Source organism: Bradyrhizobium sp. NBAIM01 (assembly GCF_020194115.1).
GTDB classification, from domain to species: Bacteria; Pseudomonadota; Alphaproteobacteria; order Rhizobiales; family Xanthobacteraceae; genus Bradyrhizobium; species Bradyrhizobium yuanmingense.
On the sequence record NZ_JADYVU010000005.1, the window covers coordinates 1 to 17,249 of the forward strand.

Below are 17,249 nucleotides of genomic sequence, written 5' to 3' on the forward strand. Positions count from 1 at the left end.
GCGGTCTTTGTCATGGGCATGGTTCCAGCTTGGGGCGGGAACCATAGTCGATGCGTGGGGCGGGCTCAATCTGCCGGTCCGAAGCGGCCGCGACGAAGGTGTCAGGTGAGAACGACGTTCCATCCTCCGTCATTGCGAGCGCAGCGAAGCAATCCAGAGTCCCCCCGGCGGAAAGACTCTGGATTGCTTCGCTGCGCTCGCAATGACGATGTGGATGGAGCGAAGCCTTACCGCAGCGGCTTCTTCAGCAGCGAGAAGCGGTCCGGATCGAGGCCCATCGAGGGCTGCAGCATCGGGGCTTCGACGCTGGACATCGTCCTCGCGGGCGGTGCCGAGAACACGGGGTCGTTCGGCACGTCGCGCTGCGAGGTGGCGCCGCGCCAGCGTTCGAGCACGGCGCTGACGAAATGCATGTCGTGGCCGGAGGTGACGGAGGGCACGCTCGAGATGGTGGCCTCGCCGCGCGGCAATTGGTGCGGCGGCACCTCCTTGAAGCGCAAGCGGGTCGGCAGCGCCACGCCTTCGCCGAACGCCAGCACCTCGCGGGTGCCGAGCGACGGCACGAAGGAGAGCAGGTTCGCGGCGGCGTCCGACACGGCGGCGCGCAGCAGCGCCTGGTCGCGGTCGTTGGCGAGGCGCATCGTGAACAGCGTGTTGCACTGGGAGATGATGGTGGCGTCGAGCTCGGCGGGGCGCTGGGTGATGAGGCCGAGATAGACGCCGTATTTGCGGCCTTCCTTGGCGATGCGCGATACCGCCTTGCGGGTCGGGCCGAAGCCGATGTTGCGGTCGGCGGAGGCGTAGCGGTGCGCCTCTTCGCAGACGAACAGCAGCGGCGAGACGCCGTCGCTCCACAGGCCGAAATCGAAGGCCATGCGGCAGAGCACGGAGACGACGGAATCGATCACCTCGGCCGGGAAGCCGGCGAGCTGCATCACCGTCATCGGCTTGCCGTTGGCGGGCAGGCGGAACAGATGGCTGATCACCTCGGCCATGGTGTCGCCGCCGACATTGGCGTTGTCGAACATGAAGGCGTAGCGCGGGTCGTTGCGCACGGCCTCGATGCGCGAGATCAGCTTGTGATAGATGATGCGCGAGGAGCGGTTCTCGAGCTTGCCCATCCGCTCGTCGATCAGCGACAACAGGTCGACCAGGCGATAGGGCACAGGCGTATCGACGGTATAGCCGATCTGCTTGGGATCGATGCGCTTGAGGCCGATGCGGTCGGCGTTCTGGTACTGGGTGTAGACGCCTTTGGCGAGCGGGATCACCTCGGCGAGGATGTCGAGCTCTTCCGGCACGCCGGCGCGGCCGCCGAACAGCACGTCGACGATTTCCTCGAAGTTGAACAGCCAGAACGGCAGCTTCAGGTTCCGCGGGTTGAGCACCAGCGCGCGGTCGCCGAAGCAGCGGCCATATTCATTGTGCACGTCGAGCAGGAAGATGCGCAGGTTCGGCCGCGCCTTCAGGATCTCGTTGAGCAGCAGCGAGACGCCGGTCGATTTACCGACGCCGGTCGATCCCAGCACGGCAAAATGCTTGGACAGCATTTCCTCGACGTCGACATAGGCGATGACCGAGCGGTCCTGCTGCAGGAAGCCGACATTGATCTGGTCCGAGCCGGTCGGCGCGTAGATCGTGCGCAGCTCCTGGCTCGTGATCAGGTCGACTGCATCGCCGATGGTCGGATAGTTGGTGACGCCGCGCTGAAACTTGGCCTTGTCCGCGGCATTGAGGATCTCGCCGAGCAGGTCGACCGAGGCGATGGCAATGTAATTGTCCGAGCCCGACAGATTTTCGCAGGAGACCTCCGTGATCATCGCAACGATGACCGAGCTGGCGCAGCGAATGCTGACGAACCGGCCGACGGTGGCCCGCACCTCCGAGATCGGCATCCGGCTTTCCGCCAGAAGCCCAACCCGGGCGAGCGATCCGCGAACCGAAATCACGCGTCCAAAGGATGTCACGATGAATGAACCTGGCAAGAGCAAGGGGAGTTGCCCGGACTATGCGCGGCCGTCGCTGCACAAACGGTTAAACGCCGGACGCGCCGGCTCCGTTAAATCCGCGGTAATTCGGTCCGGAGCCCTGTCTCCAACGCCGGCTTAAGGGCAAAATCACCCGGAAAATGCTGCATTCCGGGCCCTTCAGGTGAGATGGGTCCTTAAGGAAGAGTTTACCATTCGGGCAGGCTGCCCGCTTCGTCCGGAGGATGGCGGTCAGGCGCTGATCGCAGCAGGGACATCGGTTGCTTTGTTGACTGGACCTAATGATTTGTACATTAGTACAAATGAGGTGCCGCGCAGAAAGCCCGGCGCTGCTCCAGGAGGAAAACATGCAGCCCGAACCGATCCTCGACCTTGCCCACCTCGGCCACATGGAGCTGCTGACGCCGAAGCCCGACGAGAGCCTGAAGTTCTTCGTCGATGTCATGGGCATGACCGTCAGCGGACAGAAGGGCGAGTCGGTCTACTTGCGCGGCTGGGACGATTACGAGCGCTATTCGCTCAAGCTCACGGCGTCGAAGACCTCGGGCATGGGCCACATGGCGCTCCGTGCGCGCAGCCAGCAGGCGCTGGAGCGGCGCGTCGCCGCGCTGAAGGGATCCGGCTTCGACATCGGCTGGATCGACGGCGACATGGGGCAGGGGCCGACCTTCCGCTGCCGCGACCCCGATGGCCACATCGTCGAGCTCTATTACGAGACCGAATGGTATCAGGCGCCGCCGGAGCTCAAGCCCGCACTAAAGAACCAGGCGCAGCGCTTTCCGGCGCGTGGCGTCAACGTCCGCCGGCTCGATCATCTCAATTGCCTCGCCGTCGACATCAAGGCCAACCGCGAGTTCTTCGAGAATTACCTCGGCTGCCGCCTCACCGAGCAGATCGTACTCAACGACGGCCGTGAGGCCGCGATGTGGCTGACGATGTCGAACAAGAGCTACGACTTCGCCTATTCGCTCGATCACTCGGGCGTGCCGGGCCGCTTCCATCACGTTACCTACGCGCTCGACAGCCGTGAGGAGATTCTGCGCGCCGCCGACATTTTTCTAGAGAACGGCGTGCACATCGAGACCGGGCCGCACAAGCACGCGATCCAGCAGACCTTCTTCCTCTATGTCTATGAGCCCGGCGGCAACCGCGTCGAAGTCGCCAATGCCGGCGCGCGTCTCATTCTCGCGCCCGACTGGAAGCCGATCGTGTGGACCGAGGAGGAGCGCAAGAAGGGCCAGGCGTGGGGTTTGAAGACGATCGAGTCCTTCCACACCCACGGCACGCCGCCGGTGGAGGTGAAGCACGACTAGCGTATTCACGCAGTGTCATTCCGGGGCGATGCGAAGCGGCGAGCCCGGAATCCATAACCCCGGCTGGTGGTTATGGATTCCGGGCTCCCTCGCTATGCTCGGGCCCCGGAATGACGTTAGTGGGTCGAACTTCGCACCCGCGAGATCGTCTCGCGCACGCCGGTCCAGGCCGGCTTGTCCGGCGCGAACTGCTTGCGCAAAAACGTCACGAGCTCCTCGACCTGTGCATCGCTCATGCTATTCCTGAACGCGGGCATGTAGCCGAGATCGCTGGAGACTGGGTCTGCAATGCCGTGCAGGATCACCTGCACGAGATTATCCGCCTTCGTGCTGTGAACGTTGCTGTTGAGCGCGAGCGAGGGCCGCGTGCCGAACAGCGGCAGGCCGCCGACCTCGTGGCACACGGCGCAGGCGCCTTGATAGAGGCGGGCGCCCGCGGAGGAGGCGACGGTCACTTGCGTTGCGCTCTCGAGCTTGGCGGCGAGCGCATCCGGCGCTGGTGTATCGGCCGTGTCGTTGAAGGAGTTCAGATAGACCGCCATCGCGCGGATGTCCTGGTCGGGCAGGGCTTTGAGATCCCTGACGACAGGCGCCATCGGGCCGGCCGCGACACCGTGGTAACGCGAATGGCCGGTGCGCAAATAGGCGTAGAGCTCCTCCTCGCTCCACGGAATCGGCGCGTGCGAGAGCGAGGTCAGCGCCGGCGCTTCCCAGCCCTCGGCAAAGCCGCCGGCGAGATAAGCGTTGCGTTGCTCGGCGCCGAGCGCGTTGCGCGGCGAATGACAGCCGCTGCAATGGCCGAGACCTTCGACCAGATAGGCGCCGCGATTCCATTGATCGGACTTGGCGGGATCAGGCTTGAACTCCTTCGTGTCGTGGAACAGCGCATTCCAGCCCGCGAGCAACGAGCGGAGATTGTAAGGGAAGGCGAGTTCGTTCGGCGGTGCCGTCGCACGCACTGAAGGCTGCGCCATCAGATACGCATAGAGCGCCTGCAGATCGGCGTCGCTGGTCTTTGCAAAATGCGTGTAGGGAAAAGCGGGATAGAGCTGCCGTCCGTCGCGATGCAAGCCATCGCGCATGGCGCGCTCGAAGGCCGGATAGGACCAGGCACCGATACCGGTCTCGACGTCGGGCGTGATGTTGGTCGAATAGATCGTGCCGAATGGCGTCTCCAATGCGCGGCCGCCGGCGTTGAGCGCGTCGCCAATGCTGGTATGGCACTCCGCGCAATTGCCAAGCGCTGCAAGCTGCTCGCCGCGGGCGATGGTCGCCGCGGAATAGACCGACGCGTCGGGCCGTGCGATCGGCGCAATCGCGCGACCTGGAAGGAGCGCCGCACCGATGCCGATGGCAGCGGTGCAGACGGCTGCGATCGCTGCAGCGATACCGGCGCGCCTGGCGAACGGATTCGCCCAGACCCGGGAGGGCCGCGATGCCGCCGGTGCGGGCAGAGCCTGCGGCGTCACCGCCGCATCGCCGCGCAGACCCTTGAGGATTCGCTCAGGCGTGAACGGCGGCGCGCGGAAGCGCACGCCGGTGGCATCGAAGATGGCGTTCGCGATCGCCGCTGCGCTCGGCACCGAAGCAGACTCGCCGACGCCGAGCGGCGGCTGGTCCTGCCGCGGCAGCATCAAGACGTCGATCTTGGGTACGTCGGGGAAGGGGATGATGGGATAGGCGCCCCATTCGCGCGCGGCCACCGTGCCGCGCTCGAACGACACCTCTTCCATCAGCGCGCGGCTGGTGGATTGGATGACGTTGCCCTGGATCTGGTGGCGCACGCCGTCCGGGTTGATCATCAACCCGGAATCCTGCCCCGCGACGACGCGCGTCACGCTGACGTCGCCGGTCGTCTTGTTCACCGCGACGTCGGCAACCCAGGCCGACCACGCCGCGCCATAGCCCGGAAACTTGCTGTGGACGTAGAGCGCGTAGGCAAAGCCGCGGCCGTGCACGACGTCGCCGTCCTTCTCCTCGCGAACGGGGCGGGGCGTCCAGCCCGCGCGCTCGGCCACAGCATTGACGAGATCGACAGCGCGCTGATCCTTCAGGTAGCGCAGACGATATTCGATCGGATCGACGCCGGCTTCGGTTGCAGCCTCGTCGATATAGGATTCATGCGCAAAGGTGTTCGGCAATGCCGAGACGCCGCGGAACCAGGAGGCCCGCACGATCGGCGGCGTGTCGTGGGCGACGACGCGCATGTGCTCGTAATCGTAAGGAGGGATCGCGGTGCGGTCGCCCATCTGGAGCACGGTGGGCTCGGGGGAGATGCGACCGGTCAGCAGCAGCGCCAGCGTCGGAGCGGCGTTCGAGGGGTAGCGCGTGGCGAGATCGTAAGCGGCGATGCTGCCGTCAGCGTCGAGGCCGCCATTGACGTCGATGAGCTGCGCGGTGCCCTTGGGCTCCCAGGCGTGCTCCTGCTCGCGCGTCAATTGCACGCGGACGGGACGGCCGACGGCGCGCGACAGCAGGAGCGCATCGGCGGAGACGTCGTCGGCGCAGTTGCGACCGTAGCAGCCGGCGGCCTCCAGCCGGATCACCTCGATCTCGCTCTCGGGGCGCTCGATCAGCAGCGCCAGGTCGCCGCGCAGCACGTGCGGGTTCTGCGTGCCCGACCAGACGCGGATGTTGCCGTCCTGGAAGTCGGCGACGGCGCAGGAAGGGCCGATCGAGGCGTGCATCTGATACGGCCAGACGTAAGTGCGCTGCATCGGCTTGGCCGCGCCCGATATCGCCTTTTCGACCTCGCCCTTGTCGATCAGCGTGCGCGGCGTCGATGGATTGGCACGCAGGGCGGTCTCGACATCGCCAAGATCGGTCAGCGTCGGCGTCGGCTTCCAGCTCACCTTGAGCTGCTCTGCCGCACGGATCGCATTCTCCTCGCGCTCGGCGACGACGCCGACGAAATCGCCGATCCGCACGACGGCGACAAGGCCGGGAATGTCGCGCACGGAGGATTCGTCGACCGCAATGAGGCTGGTGCCGACGAACGGTCCGGCATCGACGCCAGCATAGGGCGGCCGCACCACGCGGCCATGCACCATTCCTGATACTCGGACGTCGTGCACGAAAGTCAGCTCGCCCGTGGCTTTAGCAGGTAGATCGACGCGCGGCACCGACTGGCCGACGATGGCGTAATCGCCGACCGGCTTGAGCTCGACGTCATCGGCCAGCTCGAGGCGGATCGCCTCGTCGCCGATGAGCTCGCCATAGCTGATGCTGCGGTTGTCGTGGCCGCGAACGAGTCCGTCCTCGATCTTGAGCTCGGCTTCGGGCAAATCCAGGCGTTCCGCGGCGCGCGCGATCAGAAAGTGCCGCGCTTGCGCCGCGGCCTTCCGCAGCGGCACGGCCGTGATCTGGATGGTTTCGCTCGCGATCGTCGCGCCCTGGTTCGGCACCAATGCCGTGTCGCCGAGCACGACGACGACGCGCGCAAAGGAGACGTCGAGCTCTTCGGCGACGATCTGGCCCAGCGCAGTGCGGATGCCGGTGCCGAGATCGACATGGCCGTTATAGGCCGTGACCGAACCGTCCGCGGTGATGCGGACGAAGGTCTCCGACGTGACCTCGTCCACGCTGCGCGCGACGACGAGCGAACCCGTGCGCTCAGCTCCGTTCGTAACAAAGGACGCCATCAATCTGCGGCCTCGGTGATCTGGCCCGATGCGCGCATCACTGCGCGAAGGATCTCGACATGCGTCCCGCAACGGCAGAGATTGTAGCGCAGCGCCGCCAAGGCCTCCTGTTCGGTCGGCCGCGGGTTGATCGCGAGCAACGCCTTGGTGGTCATGATCATGCCGTTGAGACAATAGCCGCATTGTGCGGCCTGCTCGTCGATGAAGGCCTGCTGCACGACGTCGGGCTTGTCGCTTGTGCCGAGGCCTTCGAGCGTCACGATGTCGCGCCCGGCGCAGCCGCTCACCGGAATCGCGCAGGAGCGTGCCGCCAGTCCGTCGATCAGGACAGTACAGGTGCCGCATTCGCCGAGGCCGCAGCCGTATTTCGGGCCGTTCAGCGCGAGGTCGTTGCGCAGCACATAAAGCAGCGGCGTGTCCGGCGCTGCCGTGACCTCGTGGATCCTGCCGTTCACGGTGAGGCGGATCGGTGTCTGCGTCATCCTCGTTCCCAAGCCCAAGACGATATACAAGATCATGCAATCGCGAAAATTCGGCGCTGCGACGATACCGTTTGTACACAAACGTGCAAGCCATGCATGCCGCACTGCAGCGCGGTTGCCTTCTTTGTGGACAGGGCGGATAGGCAAATGAGGTTTTATGCGGCAGTGGCATCTTTTGCGCTGCACCGCCGCTTGACAGCCCCGGGGCAGCGCGCGCAACATCGTTCGTATACGAATGATAACAGCGGTGTCCGCCGGCTCCGACATGGTGACAGAAACGACGAGCGCCGTCATCGACAAGATCCGCTGCGATGCTTGTCCGGTGATGTGCTACATCAAGCCCGGCGCGGCGGGGGCCTGCGATCGCTATGCCAATCACGACGGCAAGCTGGTCCGCGTCGATCCGCATGTCATCCTGGAGCGCACCGTCTCTCACGGCGGCAAGCTCGTCCCGTTCAGCCGCACCGAGGACTGGGACGGCAAGATCGTCCACGAGCCCTCGACTTTCGTGACGGCGATCGGGGCAGGCACGACCTATCCCGACTACAAGCCGGCGCCGTTCATCGTCTCTGCGGAGGTCGACGGCGTCGACATGGTGACGGTCGTCACCGAGGGCATCTTCTCCTATTGCGGCATCAAGGTGAAGATCGACACCGATCGCTATCTCGGCCCGGAGACCGCGACCGTGCGCGCGCAGGGCGAGGCGGTCGGCCATGTCACCACCAGCGAATACGGCTCGCAGATGCTCTCGCTAGGCGGCGTGCATCATCTCACCGGCGGCTCCAAGAAGGAGGGCCGCGTCACCTGCGACACGCTGATGGACCTCGCCAATTGCAAGGCGGTCGAGCTCACCATCGATGGCGGCGCCACCGTGGTGGTGCAGGCCGGGCAGCCGCCGATCGTCAACGGCGTGAAGGAAGAGCGCATGCGCGTCGGCTGCGGCTCGGCGACGATCGGCATGTTCGCCAAGCAATGGCACGGCAAGGTGGACGAAGTCGTCGTGGTCGATGACCACATCACCGGCGTGCTCAGCGAGCATCAAGCGGGCAAGCTGCTCGACATCGCCGACACCGGCATCAAGATGAAGGGCCGTCGCTCGACGCCCGGCCGCTATTTCCAGGTGGCCGATCCAGGCACGGGCTGGGGCGGCACCAACATCTCAGATCCCCTGTCGATCCTTGGCCCGTTCGATGCCAAGGAAGCAAAGCCCGGTCTGACCATGCTGATGGTCTCCACCACCGGAGAGCATTCGTCCTATTACGTGCTCGACCAGGCCTTGAAGCCGGTCGAGACCGAGATGCCTGACGACTTGAAGTTCTCGGTCGAGCGCATCCAGGAAAATTGCGAGCCCGCGTTGTGCACGGTGTTGTTCATGGCGGGCGCGGGCGGCTCCTTGCGCGCTGGCGTCACCGACAACCCGGTGCGGCTGACGCGCTCGGTGAAGGATGCGCTGACGCGCGTCACCAGCGGCGGCGCGCCGGTCTATGTCTGGCCCGGCGGCGGCATCACCTACATGGTCGACGTGACGCAGATGCCGTCAGGCGCGTTCGGCTATGTGCCGACACCGGCCCTGGTCGCGCCGATCGAATTCACCATGAAGCTGTCCGACTATGCCGCGCTCGGTGGCCACATGGATTATGTGAAGCCGCTCTCCGAGGTGCAGAGCGGCGACGATGTCCGCCAATTGCCCTGGCAGAACCCGATTCCGGGGCCTCGCACATGACCAGGCGCCCGCAAATCGCATTGCTGTCTGATGGCCGGCGGCTGCATTTGCAGGATGGACCGATCGATCTGATCGTGGAGGCGAGGGGACGTACGGATGCGGTGCGGGTCGCCTATGAGGCTGCGGCGCTGCGGTTCACTGGATTGCTCGACGAGCTTTGCGCGGAATTGCCAGGGCTGCGTACGGCGGTCGAGGAGAAGACCTCGCTGAAGGGCGTTGTCGCCCGCCGCATGCACGCTGCCGTCGCGCCTTATGCCGCCGATTGCTTCATCACGCCGATGGCGGCCGTTGCCGGCAGCGTCGCGGAGGAGATTCTGGCCGCGATGCTGCGCGCTGCACCGCTCGATCGGATTTACGTCAACAATGGGGGCGACATCGCGCTGCATCTCGGTGTGGGCGAGCATTTTTTGGTCGGCCTGATGGATCGTCCCGACCACGACGGCGTGATGCGGAGGATGCGGATCGATGCGAACGATCCGGTGCGGGGCGTCGCGACCAGCGGTCGGCACGGCCGCAGCTTTTCGCTCGGGATCGCCGATGCCGTGACCGTGCTGGCCGCAACCGCTTCGCAGGCCGATGCGGCCGCGACCGTGATCGCCAATGCCGTCGATCTGCCCGGGCATCCCGCCGTCATCCGACAGCCTGCGAACGAGCTTCAGCCCGACAGCGATCTGGGCGCGCGCCTCGTGACGCGCGGTGTCGGCGAGCTGTCTCACGATGAGATCGCCGCCGCGCTTGAATCTGGCGCGGAATGTGCACGGCAATTGTTCGATCGCGGACTGATCGAAGGTGCCGTGCTGCGGCTTCGTGGTGATATGCTTGTCATCGGAACAAAGGATATAGAAGAGCAACGATCGCGCCCGCGTGTGCTGGAGAACGCGGTCCATGCCTGAACAGGGAAGCGAAACATGAGCGCGATCATCCGCAAGATCGTCACCGTCGTCGAAGAGACGCAGATGGAGATGGGACGCCAGGTGTCGCCGCCGACCCGGCGTGCCGCCGCGATCGCCGTGATCGAAAATCCTTTCGCCGGAAAATATGTCGAGGATCTTTCGCCGCTGATCGCGATCGGCGAGGAGCTGGGCGAGCTCTTATCGAAGCGCGCCGTGGCGGCGCTGGGCATCGATGGCGCCAAGGCGCACAGCTACGGCAAGGCCGCGGCCGTCGGCGAGAACGGCGAGCTGGAGCACGCCGCCGCCATCCTCCACCCCAAGATGGGCGCGCCGGTGCGTAAAGTTCTGGGCAAGGGCGCGGCGCTGATCCCGTCCTCGAAGAAGCGCAGCGGCCCCGGCACGACCCTGGACATTCCGCTGGGGCACAAGGACGCAGCCTTCGTCCGCAGCCATTTCGACGGGATGGAGGTACAGATCAACGATGCGCCGCGCGCCAACGAGATCATGGTCGCGGTCGCCGTCACCGACAGCGGCCGTCCGCTGCCGCGTGTCGGCGGGCTCACGGTCGCGGAGATCAAGGGCGAAGACGGTCTGAGATAGATAGAAGTCGTAAGCGAGTTCAAATTGGAGGTTGGGATGCGAGCAAGAAATACTATCGTCGGCGCGGCCTTCGCGCTTCTGGCGGGCGGCATGGCCCATTCGGCCCTGGCGCAGGACATCAAGATCGGCGAGATCAACAGCTATTCGCTGTTGCCGGCATTCACCGAGCCCTATCGCAAGGGCTGGCAGCTTGCGGTCGAGGAAGTCAACGCGGCCGGCGGCATCAACGGCAAGAAGCTCGTCGTCATCTCCAAGGACGACGGTGGCAAGCCGGCGGATGCGCAGACCGCGGCCAACGAGCTCGTCTCGAGCGAGGGCGTTGCGATGCTCGCCGGCACGTTCCTCTCGAACATCGGTCTTGCGGTCTCTGACTTCGCCAACCAGAAGAAGGTGTTCTTCCTGGCCGCCGAGCCGCTCACGGACGCCATCACCTGGTCCAAGGGCAACAAATACACGTTCCGCCTGCGTCCCTCCAACTACATGCAGGCGGCGATGCTGGTGGAAGCCGCCAGCAAGCTGCCCGCCAAGCGCTGGGCCACGATCGCGCCGAACTACGAATACGGCCAGTCGGCGGTCGCGGTGTTCAAGAAGCTGATGTCGGAGAAGCGGCCCGACATCCAGTGGGTCGACGAGCAATGGCCGCCGCAGGGCAAGATCGACGCCGGCCCGGTGGTGCAGGCGGTTGCCGCCGCCAACCCGGAAGCGATCCTCAACGTCACGTTCGGCGCGGATCTCGTCAAGCTCGTGCGCGAAGGCAACACCCGCGGCCTGTTCAAGGGGCGCGAGGTCGTCTCCTTCCTCACCGGCGAGCCCGAATATCTCGACCCGCTCAAGGACGAGACGCCGGAGGGCTGGATCGTCACCGGCTATCCCTGGTACTCGATCAAGACGCCCGAGCATGACGCGTTCCTCAAGGCGTACCAGGCCAAGTACAACGATTATCCGCGTCTCGGCTCGATCGTCGGCTACCAGACCATCAAGTCGGCCGCCGCGATCCTGACGAAGGCAGGCTCGACCGATCCGGAGAAGCTGATTGCCGCGGCGGAGGGGCTGACGATGCCATCGCCGTTCGGCGAGATCACCTTCCGCAAGATCGACCACCAGTCGACGCTCGGGGCCTTCGTCGGCAAGACCGCGCTGAAGGACGGCAAGGGCGTGATGGTGGACTCGTCTTACAAGAAGGGCGCGGACTATCTGCCGAGCGACGCCGAAGTCGCCAAGCTGCGCCCGAAGGATTGAGTTCTTTCTCCCTCGCCCCGCTCTTCGCGGGGAGAGGGTTGGGGTGAGGGGCTCTCTCCACGCCCCGCGCTGGTGGAGAGAGCCCCTCACCCGAATTGCTCCGCAATTCGACCTCTCCCCGCAAGAGCGGGGAGAGGTGACTTCAAACCCAACCCGGACCGCCGATGGCCTTTTACGTCGTACAGTTTCTGACCGGTCTCGCCAGCGCAGCGTCGCTGTTTCTGGTGGCCTCGGGCCTGTCGATCATCTTCGGCGTGACCCGGATCGTGAATTTCGCGCATGGCGCCTTCTACATGATCGGCGCCTACATCGCCTTCACGCTGACCGAGCGCTTGTCCGGCGCGTTCGGCTTCTGGGGCGGCATCGTGCTGGCCGCGTTCGCGGTGGCGCTGATCGGCGTCATCGTCGAGATGGTGCTGCTCCGGCGCATCTATCATGCGCCCGAGCTGTTTCAGCTGCTCGCGACCTTCGGCCTGACCTTGATGGTCGAGGATCTCGTCGTGCTGATCTGGGGGCCCGACGATCTCGTCGGCCGCCGCGCACCGGGCTTCAGGGGCGCGATCGACTTTTTCGGCCAGAACATTCCGAGCTACGATCTGTTCCTGATCGTGCTCGGACCGGTCGTGCTCGGCATTCTCTGGCTGCTGTTCCAGCGCACGCGCTGGGGCGTGCTGGTGCGCGCGGCGACGCAGGACCGCGACATGGTGGCTGCGCTCGGCGTCAACCAAAAGTGGCTGTTCACGAGCGTGTTCGCCGTCGGTGTCTTCCTCGCAGCGCTCGGCGGCGCGCTTCAGATCCCGCGCGATGCCGTGCACCACGCCATGGACCTGCGGATCATCGTCGAGGTCTTCGTCGTGGTCGTGATCGGCGGCCTCGGCAGCATCGTCGGCGCCTTCGTCGCGGCGGTGCTGGTCTCCGAGCTGAATGCCTTCGGCATCCTGATCTTCCCGAAGATCTCGATCATTCTCGTCTTCCTGGTCATGGCGGTGGTGCTGATCGTTCGCCCCTGGGGCCTGTTCGGCAAGCCGGAGGCGGCCGCGCGCAAGACGCCGGGTCTCACCGTCAATCCCTGGCGGCCGCTGACGTCGAACGAGCGGCTGATGGCGCTTGCGGCGCTGATCGTCGCAGCGATGCTGCCGCTGTTCGCCGGCAACTATCTGCTGACCGTGGGCTCGGAGATCGCGATCTTCGTGATCTTCGCCGTCAGCCTGCACTTCCTGATGTCGGTCGGCGGCCTCGCATCGTTCGGGCACGCCGCCTATTTTGGCCTGGGCGCCTATGGCATCGCCTTCCTCGCCAAGATGGCGGGACTGCCGATGATCGTCTGCCTGCTGCTCGGGCCGCTGCTCGGCTGCATGGGCGCGGCCGTGTTCGGCTTCTTCGCGGTGCAGCTCTCCGGTGTCTATTTCGCGATGCTGACGCTTGCCTTCGCGCAGATCGTCTGGTCGATCGCGTTCCAGTGGGTGGACGTGACCGGCGGCGACAACGGCATTCTCGGCCTCTGGCCGTCGAGCTGGGCGGCAAGCCCGTCGCGCTTCTACTGGCTTTCGCTCGGCGTCGCGGCGCTGGTGACCGTCGCGCTGCGGGCCATGGTGTTCTCGCCGTTCGGCTACGCGCTTCGTGCCACGCGCGACTCGGTTCTGCGCAGCGAAGCCATCGGCATCGATGCCAAGCGCATCCAGTGGACCGCCTTCGTGATCGCCGGCACGACCGCCGGCATCGGCGGCGCCTTGTTCGCCTACCTCAAGGGTAGCGTGTTCCCCGACAATCTCGGCATTTCGCTGTCGGTCGACGCGCTCGTCATGGTGCTGCTCGGCGGCGTGGAGACGGTCTCGGGCGCGGTGATCGGCGCCATCGTCTACAAGGCTTTGAACATCTGGCTGGTGAGCCAGACCGATCTGTCGAAGCTCGTGCTCGGCGGCTTCATCATGCTGATCGTCGTCGTCTTCCCCAAGGGCATCGTCGGCACGCTGGAGATGCTGGCGCAGCGCCGCAAGAAAGCATCGCCGCCGGGATCACCTTTGCTCGCCAAGCCGATTGAGTCTGCCGAATGAGCGTCGCACCTCCACTTCTCGCGGTCGAAGGCCTGACCAAATCCTATGGCGGCATCCATGCCGTGCGAGGCGTCTCGTTCTCGCTGCGGGCCGGCGAGATCCTGGCGCTGATCGGGCCGAACGGCGCGGGAAAGAGCACCTGCTTCGACATGCTCAACGGCCAGAACATGCCTGATAGCGGCCACGTCCGCCTGCTCGGCGAAGAGATCACCGGCCGGAAGCCGCGTGAGGTCTGGCGGCTCGGCGTCGGCCGCACATTCCAGATCACCGCGACCTTCGCCACCATGACCGTGCGCGAGAACGTGCAGGTCGCGCTGATCTCGCACGGCAAGCAGCTGTTCAATCTGTTCGGCTCGGCGCCGAAGTTCGATCGCGACGAGGCCGGCCGCCTGCTCGAGCTGGTCGGCATGGGCGGCTATGCGGACCGGCCCTGCGGCGAGCTTGCCTATGGCGATCTCAAGCGGCTCGAGCTTGCGGTTGCGCTCGCCAACCAGCCCAAACTGCTGCTGATGGACGAGCCGACGGCCGGAATGGCACCGCGCGAGCGCGTCGAATTGATGCGGCTGACCGCGCGCATAGCCCGGGAAAAATCCATCGGCGTGCTCTTCACCGAGCACGACATGGACGTGGTGTTCGAGCATGCCGATCGCATCCTCGTGCTCAACCGCGGGACGTTGATCGCGGAGGGCTCGCCGGCGGAAGTGCGCGGCAATCCCCAGGTGCAGGCGGTCTATCTCGGCGAGGGCCTGGTCTACGATTCCCGCCACCGCGAGGGAGCCTCCACATGAAGCTCACGGTGCAGGACCTCAACAGCCATTATGGTCCGGCGCATATCCTCTTCGACATCGACTTCGAGGTCGGCGAGGGCGAGGTGGTGGCACTGCTGGGACGCAACGGCGCCGGCAAGTCGACGACGTTCCGGTCGATCGTCGGCCTCGTCGCGCAGCGCTCCGGCCGCATCACGTTCGAGGGCAAGGACGTCTCGTCGAAGCCGACACACGAGATCGTGCGCGATGGCCTCGGCTACGTGCCGGAGGAGCGTCGCATCTTCACGGACCTGACCGTCGAGGAAAACCTCGAAGTCGGCCGCCAGCCGAAGCGTCCGAACGCGCCGCACTGGACGCGCGAAAAGCTGTTCGCGCTGTTTCCTAACCTCGGCGAGATGAAGAACCGCCCGGGCGGACGCATGAGCGGCGGCGAGCAGCAGATGCTCACCATCGCGCGCACGCTGATGGGCAATCCCTCGCTGGTGCTGCTGGACGAGCCGTCGGAGGGCCTGTCGCCGAAGATCGTGGAGCAGATGGTCGACGCCATCCTGACCATGAAGAAGGAAGGCGTCAGCATCGTCGTCTCCGAGCAAAATCTGCATTTCGCGCGGCTGATTTCGGATCGCGCCTACATCATCGAGCGCGGCCGCATCTGCTTCGGCGGCACCATGGCCGAGCTCGACGCGCGCCCGGATATCCGCGACGCGCATCTGTCGTTGTGAGGCAAGGGGAAGGGCTGCGAACGGATGGCGAGAAGCGTTGCGGCAAAGAAAAGTGTCAAACCGGCGAAACCGCCTTACGTGCTCGACGAACAGGTCGGCTTCATCCTGCGCCAGGTCTGGCAGCGCCACAGCTCGATCTTCGCCCGCGACATCGGCACCAATCTGACGCCGACGCAATGGGCGGCGCTGTCGAAACTGGCCGAGACCGGGCCGTGCTCGCAGAACCAGCTCGGGCGCCTGACGGCGATGGACGTCGCGACCATCAAGGGCGTGATCGATCGTCTCACCGCGCGCGGCCTCACCGAGACGAGCCAGGATCCCGAGGACGGCCGCCGCCTGCTGGTGAGCCTGACCCGCGCCGGACAGCAGCTTGCCGAAAAGCTGGCGCCGAACGCGCTGGCGATCACCCGCGAGACGCTGGCGCCGCTCGAGGCGAAAGAGCGCGAGACGCTGATGATGCTGCTGAACAAGCTCAGGTGAAGGTTTCGTAGGGCGGGCAAAGCGAAGCGTGCCCGCCATCCTTTCTCGAGTCGCAAAAATCGTGGGCACGGCACTTCGCGCCGTTTGACCACCCTACGGCAGTTGAACAAGGTGCCGGAACTGGCGACTAACCTTGATGAAGGGTTTATCGAGGTTTTTGGTCATGAGAGTTGCGACGCGCTTTGCGGTTGTCTTGAGTCTTGGTGCCGTGCTCGCCGGCGAAAGCGCTCCCGCCTTGGCGGCGCAGCCTTACGAAGGCTTCTGGGCCTCGACCAAAAAGGACTGTCGCGACGACGACAGTCCCAACCGCATGAGCATCGAGGGCGGCAATCGCCTGTACTGGTATGAGACGCGGTGCCGCGCCAGCCAGATCACGGCCGACGGAAGGCTCGGCTGGAAAATGAAGCTGGCCTGCGAAGGCGAGGGCGAAAAATTTCACTCCAATCCTCGCGTCTCTGTCGCTGCGGATGGCAGGCTGGTGATGGACAACGGTCCGGTTGGGCGGGCCAAGCGCCAGACCTATGTGCGCTGTGAGATTGCGAAGAAGCGCTGATCTCTTACGTCTTTCCCGGCCATTTGGCGCGGTAGCGGATTTCGCTGCCGTCACCAAGCCGCCGCCACGTTCCGAATTCCGGCGTATGCGGCGCCCGGGCCGTCAAATCGATCGGATAGATCCGGCTCGGCTGGCCCTGGATGGTGATGGCGAGCTGCCGGTGCGAGGTTCGAAACGCCAGCTCGACTTCGCCGGCGATAACCGCCTGGTCACCATCGCGATAGAACGCGGCCGGACTGACTTCGCCCGGCATGGTGTTGATGTCGGTTTGCAGTTCGATGGTGATGCCCTGCGCTGATGTCGGCACTGTAACCCCTGCCGGAAAGCGCACCTCGAACACGAGCAGGGGATTGGCGCCGTTGCGGTTGAGCCAGGGCGTTGCGGTCGCGTATGCGTACGCAATGTAGGCGCCGAGGCCGGCAGTGCAGAGCAGGGCGACGATGCCGAGCGACTTCAAGCTGTTCCGCGCGACGCCGCCGATGCCTGCGTCCTGCCCTGACTCTTTGCCTGGACGCGTCACGAGCCAGTTGGCGAGGACCGCGCCGGCGATCGCGCCCATGGGCGAGTAGACGAACAGTCCCAGCAGACCCGATGTGATCGGGTCCGCACGGTTGCCGACATCGAGCAGAGAAAACAGCACAAAGATCGCGATATAGCCCGCCACCGCGCCAGCGACGCCCACGGCTATCCGTGATGGGTCCTTCATGTCTGCCTCGATGGTCGAACAATGAACTGCCGCCGCCGAGGGCTGCCTGCGTTAGACGCAACAGGCTTGCGACTTGTTCAATGCCTTC

The 17,249-nt window shown here is 65.2% G+C and carries 14 protein-coding genes; 10 read left to right on the forward strand and 4 right to left on the reverse strand.

The genetic code is table 11. The features are described from left to right. Window positions 1–227 precede the first annotated feature (227 nt). Entirely contained in the window at window positions 228–1,967 is a 1,740-nt protein-coding gene (locus I6F31_RS17725; RefSeq protein ID WP_225185843.1) for a DUF87 domain-containing protein, read from the reverse strand. Between the two features lie 368 nt (window positions 1,968–2,335). Here I6F31_RS17725 and I6F31_RS17730 point away from each other — a divergent pair, with 368 nt between their 5' ends. Beyond that, window positions 2,336–3,301, forward strand: coding sequence for a catechol 2,3-dioxygenase (locus I6F31_RS17730; RefSeq protein ID WP_036001365.1), 966 nt, complete (start codon window positions 2,336–2,338; stop codon window positions 3,299–3,301). Window positions 3,302–3,417: 116 nt separating this feature from the next. On the opposite strand, the gene I6F31_RS17735 is transcribed toward I6F31_RS17730, so the two are convergent. Beyond that, entirely contained in the window at window positions 3,418–6,942 is a 3,525-nt protein-coding gene (locus I6F31_RS17735; protein ID WP_225185844.1) for a molybdopterin cofactor-binding domain-containing protein, read from the reverse strand. Next, window positions 6,942–7,424 (reverse strand): (2Fe-2S)-binding protein, encoded by a 483-nt coding sequence (locus I6F31_RS17740; RefSeq protein ID WP_225185845.1) that lies wholly within the window; start codon window positions 7,422–7,424, stop codon window positions 6,942–6,944. The genes I6F31_RS17735 and I6F31_RS17740 overlap by 1 nt, the downstream gene beginning before the upstream one ends. Window positions 7,425–7,689: 265 nt before the next feature. Here I6F31_RS17740 and I6F31_RS17745 point away from each other — a divergent pair, with 265 nt between their 5' ends. From I6F31_RS17745 to I6F31_RS17785, 9 genes are all read left to right on the forward strand, one after another. Then, a complete protein-coding gene (locus I6F31_RS17745; RefSeq protein ID WP_057029297.1) occupies window positions 7,690–9,147 on the forward strand; it encodes a hypothetical protein in 1,458 nt (485 codons plus the stop codon). After that, window positions 9,144–10,040, forward strand: coding sequence for a UPF0280 family protein (locus tag I6F31_RS17750; protein WP_225185846.1), 897 nt, complete (start codon window positions 9,144–9,146; stop codon window positions 10,038–10,040). Before I6F31_RS17745 ends, I6F31_RS17750 begins: the two co-directional genes overlap by 4 nt. A gap of 15 nt (window positions 10,041–10,055) precedes the next feature. Beyond that, entirely contained in the window at window positions 10,056–10,640 is a 585-nt protein-coding gene (locus tag I6F31_RS17755; protein WP_025035619.1) for an amino acid synthesis family protein, read from the forward strand. Window positions 10,641–10,676: 36 nt separating this feature from the next. Next, on the forward strand, window positions 10,677–11,879 hold the full coding sequence (locus I6F31_RS17760) for an ABC transporter substrate-binding protein (protein WP_036001355.1): 1,203 nt from the start codon (window positions 10,677–10,679) through the stop codon (window positions 11,877–11,879). Between the two features lie 164 nt (window positions 11,880–12,043). Then, a complete protein-coding gene (locus I6F31_RS17765; RefSeq protein ID WP_057028848.1) occupies window positions 12,044–13,933 on the forward strand; it encodes an ABC transporter permease in 1,890 nt (629 codons plus the stop codon). Further along, complete coding sequence (locus I6F31_RS17770; RefSeq protein ID WP_109144118.1) at window positions 13,930–14,721, forward strand: ABC transporter ATP-binding protein; 792 nt, start codon at window positions 13,930–13,932, stop codon at window positions 14,719–14,721. The genes I6F31_RS17765 and I6F31_RS17770 overlap by 4 nt, the downstream gene beginning before the upstream one ends. Next, window positions 14,718–15,422 carry an ABC transporter ATP-binding protein gene (locus tag I6F31_RS17775; RefSeq protein ID WP_225185847.1) on the forward strand — a complete coding sequence of 235 codons (705 nt, stop codon included), beginning with the start codon at window positions 14,718–14,720 and terminating at the stop codon, window positions 15,420–15,422. The genes I6F31_RS17770 and I6F31_RS17775 overlap by 4 nt, the downstream gene beginning before the upstream one ends. A 24-nt stretch (window positions 15,423–15,446) precedes the next feature. Beyond that, window positions 15,447–15,902: a MarR family transcriptional regulator gene (locus I6F31_RS17780; protein WP_036001344.1), complete on the forward strand. Its 456-nt coding sequence runs from the start codon at window positions 15,447–15,449 to the stop codon at window positions 15,900–15,902. 163 nt (window positions 15,903–16,065) lie between these two features. Beyond that, window positions 16,066–16,455, forward strand: a complete 390-nt coding sequence (locus I6F31_RS17785) for a hypothetical protein (protein WP_225185848.1) — start codon at window positions 16,066–16,068, stop codon at window positions 16,453–16,455. 4 nt (window positions 16,456–16,459) lie between these two features. On the opposite strand, the gene I6F31_RS17790 is transcribed toward I6F31_RS17785, so the two are convergent. Further along, on the reverse strand, window positions 16,460–17,161 hold the full coding sequence (locus tag I6F31_RS17790) for a hypothetical protein (protein WP_249788192.1): 702 nt from the start codon (window positions 17,159–17,161) through the stop codon (window positions 16,460–16,462). Window positions 17,162–17,249 lie beyond the last annotated feature (88 nt).

What these genes read in the sequence shown, in the direction of transcription:
- I6F31_RS17785 (WP_225185848.1), top strand. Translation starts at nt 16,066, where the DNA reads ATGAGAGTTGCGACGCGCTTTGCGGTTGTCTTGAGTCTTGGTGCCGTG.
- I6F31_RS17745 (WP_057029297.1), top strand. Translation starts at nt 7,690, where the DNA reads ATGGTGACAGAAACGACGAGCGCCGTCATCGACAAGATCCGCTGCGAT.
- I6F31_RS17740 (WP_225185845.1), bottom strand. Translation starts at nt 7,424, where the DNA reads ATGACGCAGACACCGATCCGCCTCACCGTGAACGGCAGGATCCACGAG.
- I6F31_RS17750 (WP_225185846.1), top strand. Translation starts at nt 9,144, where the DNA reads ATGACCAGGCGCCCGCAAATCGCATTGCTGTCTGATGGCCGGCGGCTG.
- I6F31_RS17765 (WP_057028848.1), top strand. Translation starts at nt 12,044, where the DNA reads ATGGCCTTTTACGTCGTACAGTTTCTGACCGGTCTCGCCAGCGCAGCG.
- I6F31_RS17775 (WP_225185847.1), top strand. Translation starts at nt 14,718, where the DNA reads ATGAAGCTCACGGTGCAGGACCTCAACAGCCATTATGGTCCGGCGCAT.
- I6F31_RS17755 (WP_025035619.1), top strand. Translation starts at nt 10,056, where the DNA reads ATGAGCGCGATCATCCGCAAGATCGTCACCGTCGTCGAAGAGACGCAG.
- I6F31_RS17780 (WP_036001344.1), top strand. Translation starts at nt 15,447, where the DNA reads ATGGCGAGAAGCGTTGCGGCAAAGAAAAGTGTCAAACCGGCGAAACCG.
- I6F31_RS17735 (WP_225185844.1), bottom strand. Translation starts at nt 6,942, where the DNA reads ATGGCGTCCTTTGTTACGAACGGAGCTGAGCGCACGGGTTCGCTCGTC.
- I6F31_RS17760 (WP_036001355.1), top strand. Translation starts at nt 10,677, where the DNA reads ATGCGAGCAAGAAATACTATCGTCGGCGCGGCCTTCGCGCTTCTGGCG.
- I6F31_RS17790 (WP_249788192.1), bottom strand. Translation starts at nt 17,161, where the DNA reads ATGAAGGACCCATCACGGATAGCCGTGGGCGTCGCTGGCGCGGTGGCG.
- I6F31_RS17730 (WP_036001365.1), top strand. Translation starts at nt 2,336, where the DNA reads ATGCAGCCCGAACCGATCCTCGACCTTGCCCACCTCGGCCACATGGAG.
- I6F31_RS17770 (WP_109144118.1), top strand. Translation starts at nt 13,930, where the DNA reads ATGAGCGTCGCACCTCCACTTCTCGCGGTCGAAGGCCTGACCAAATCC.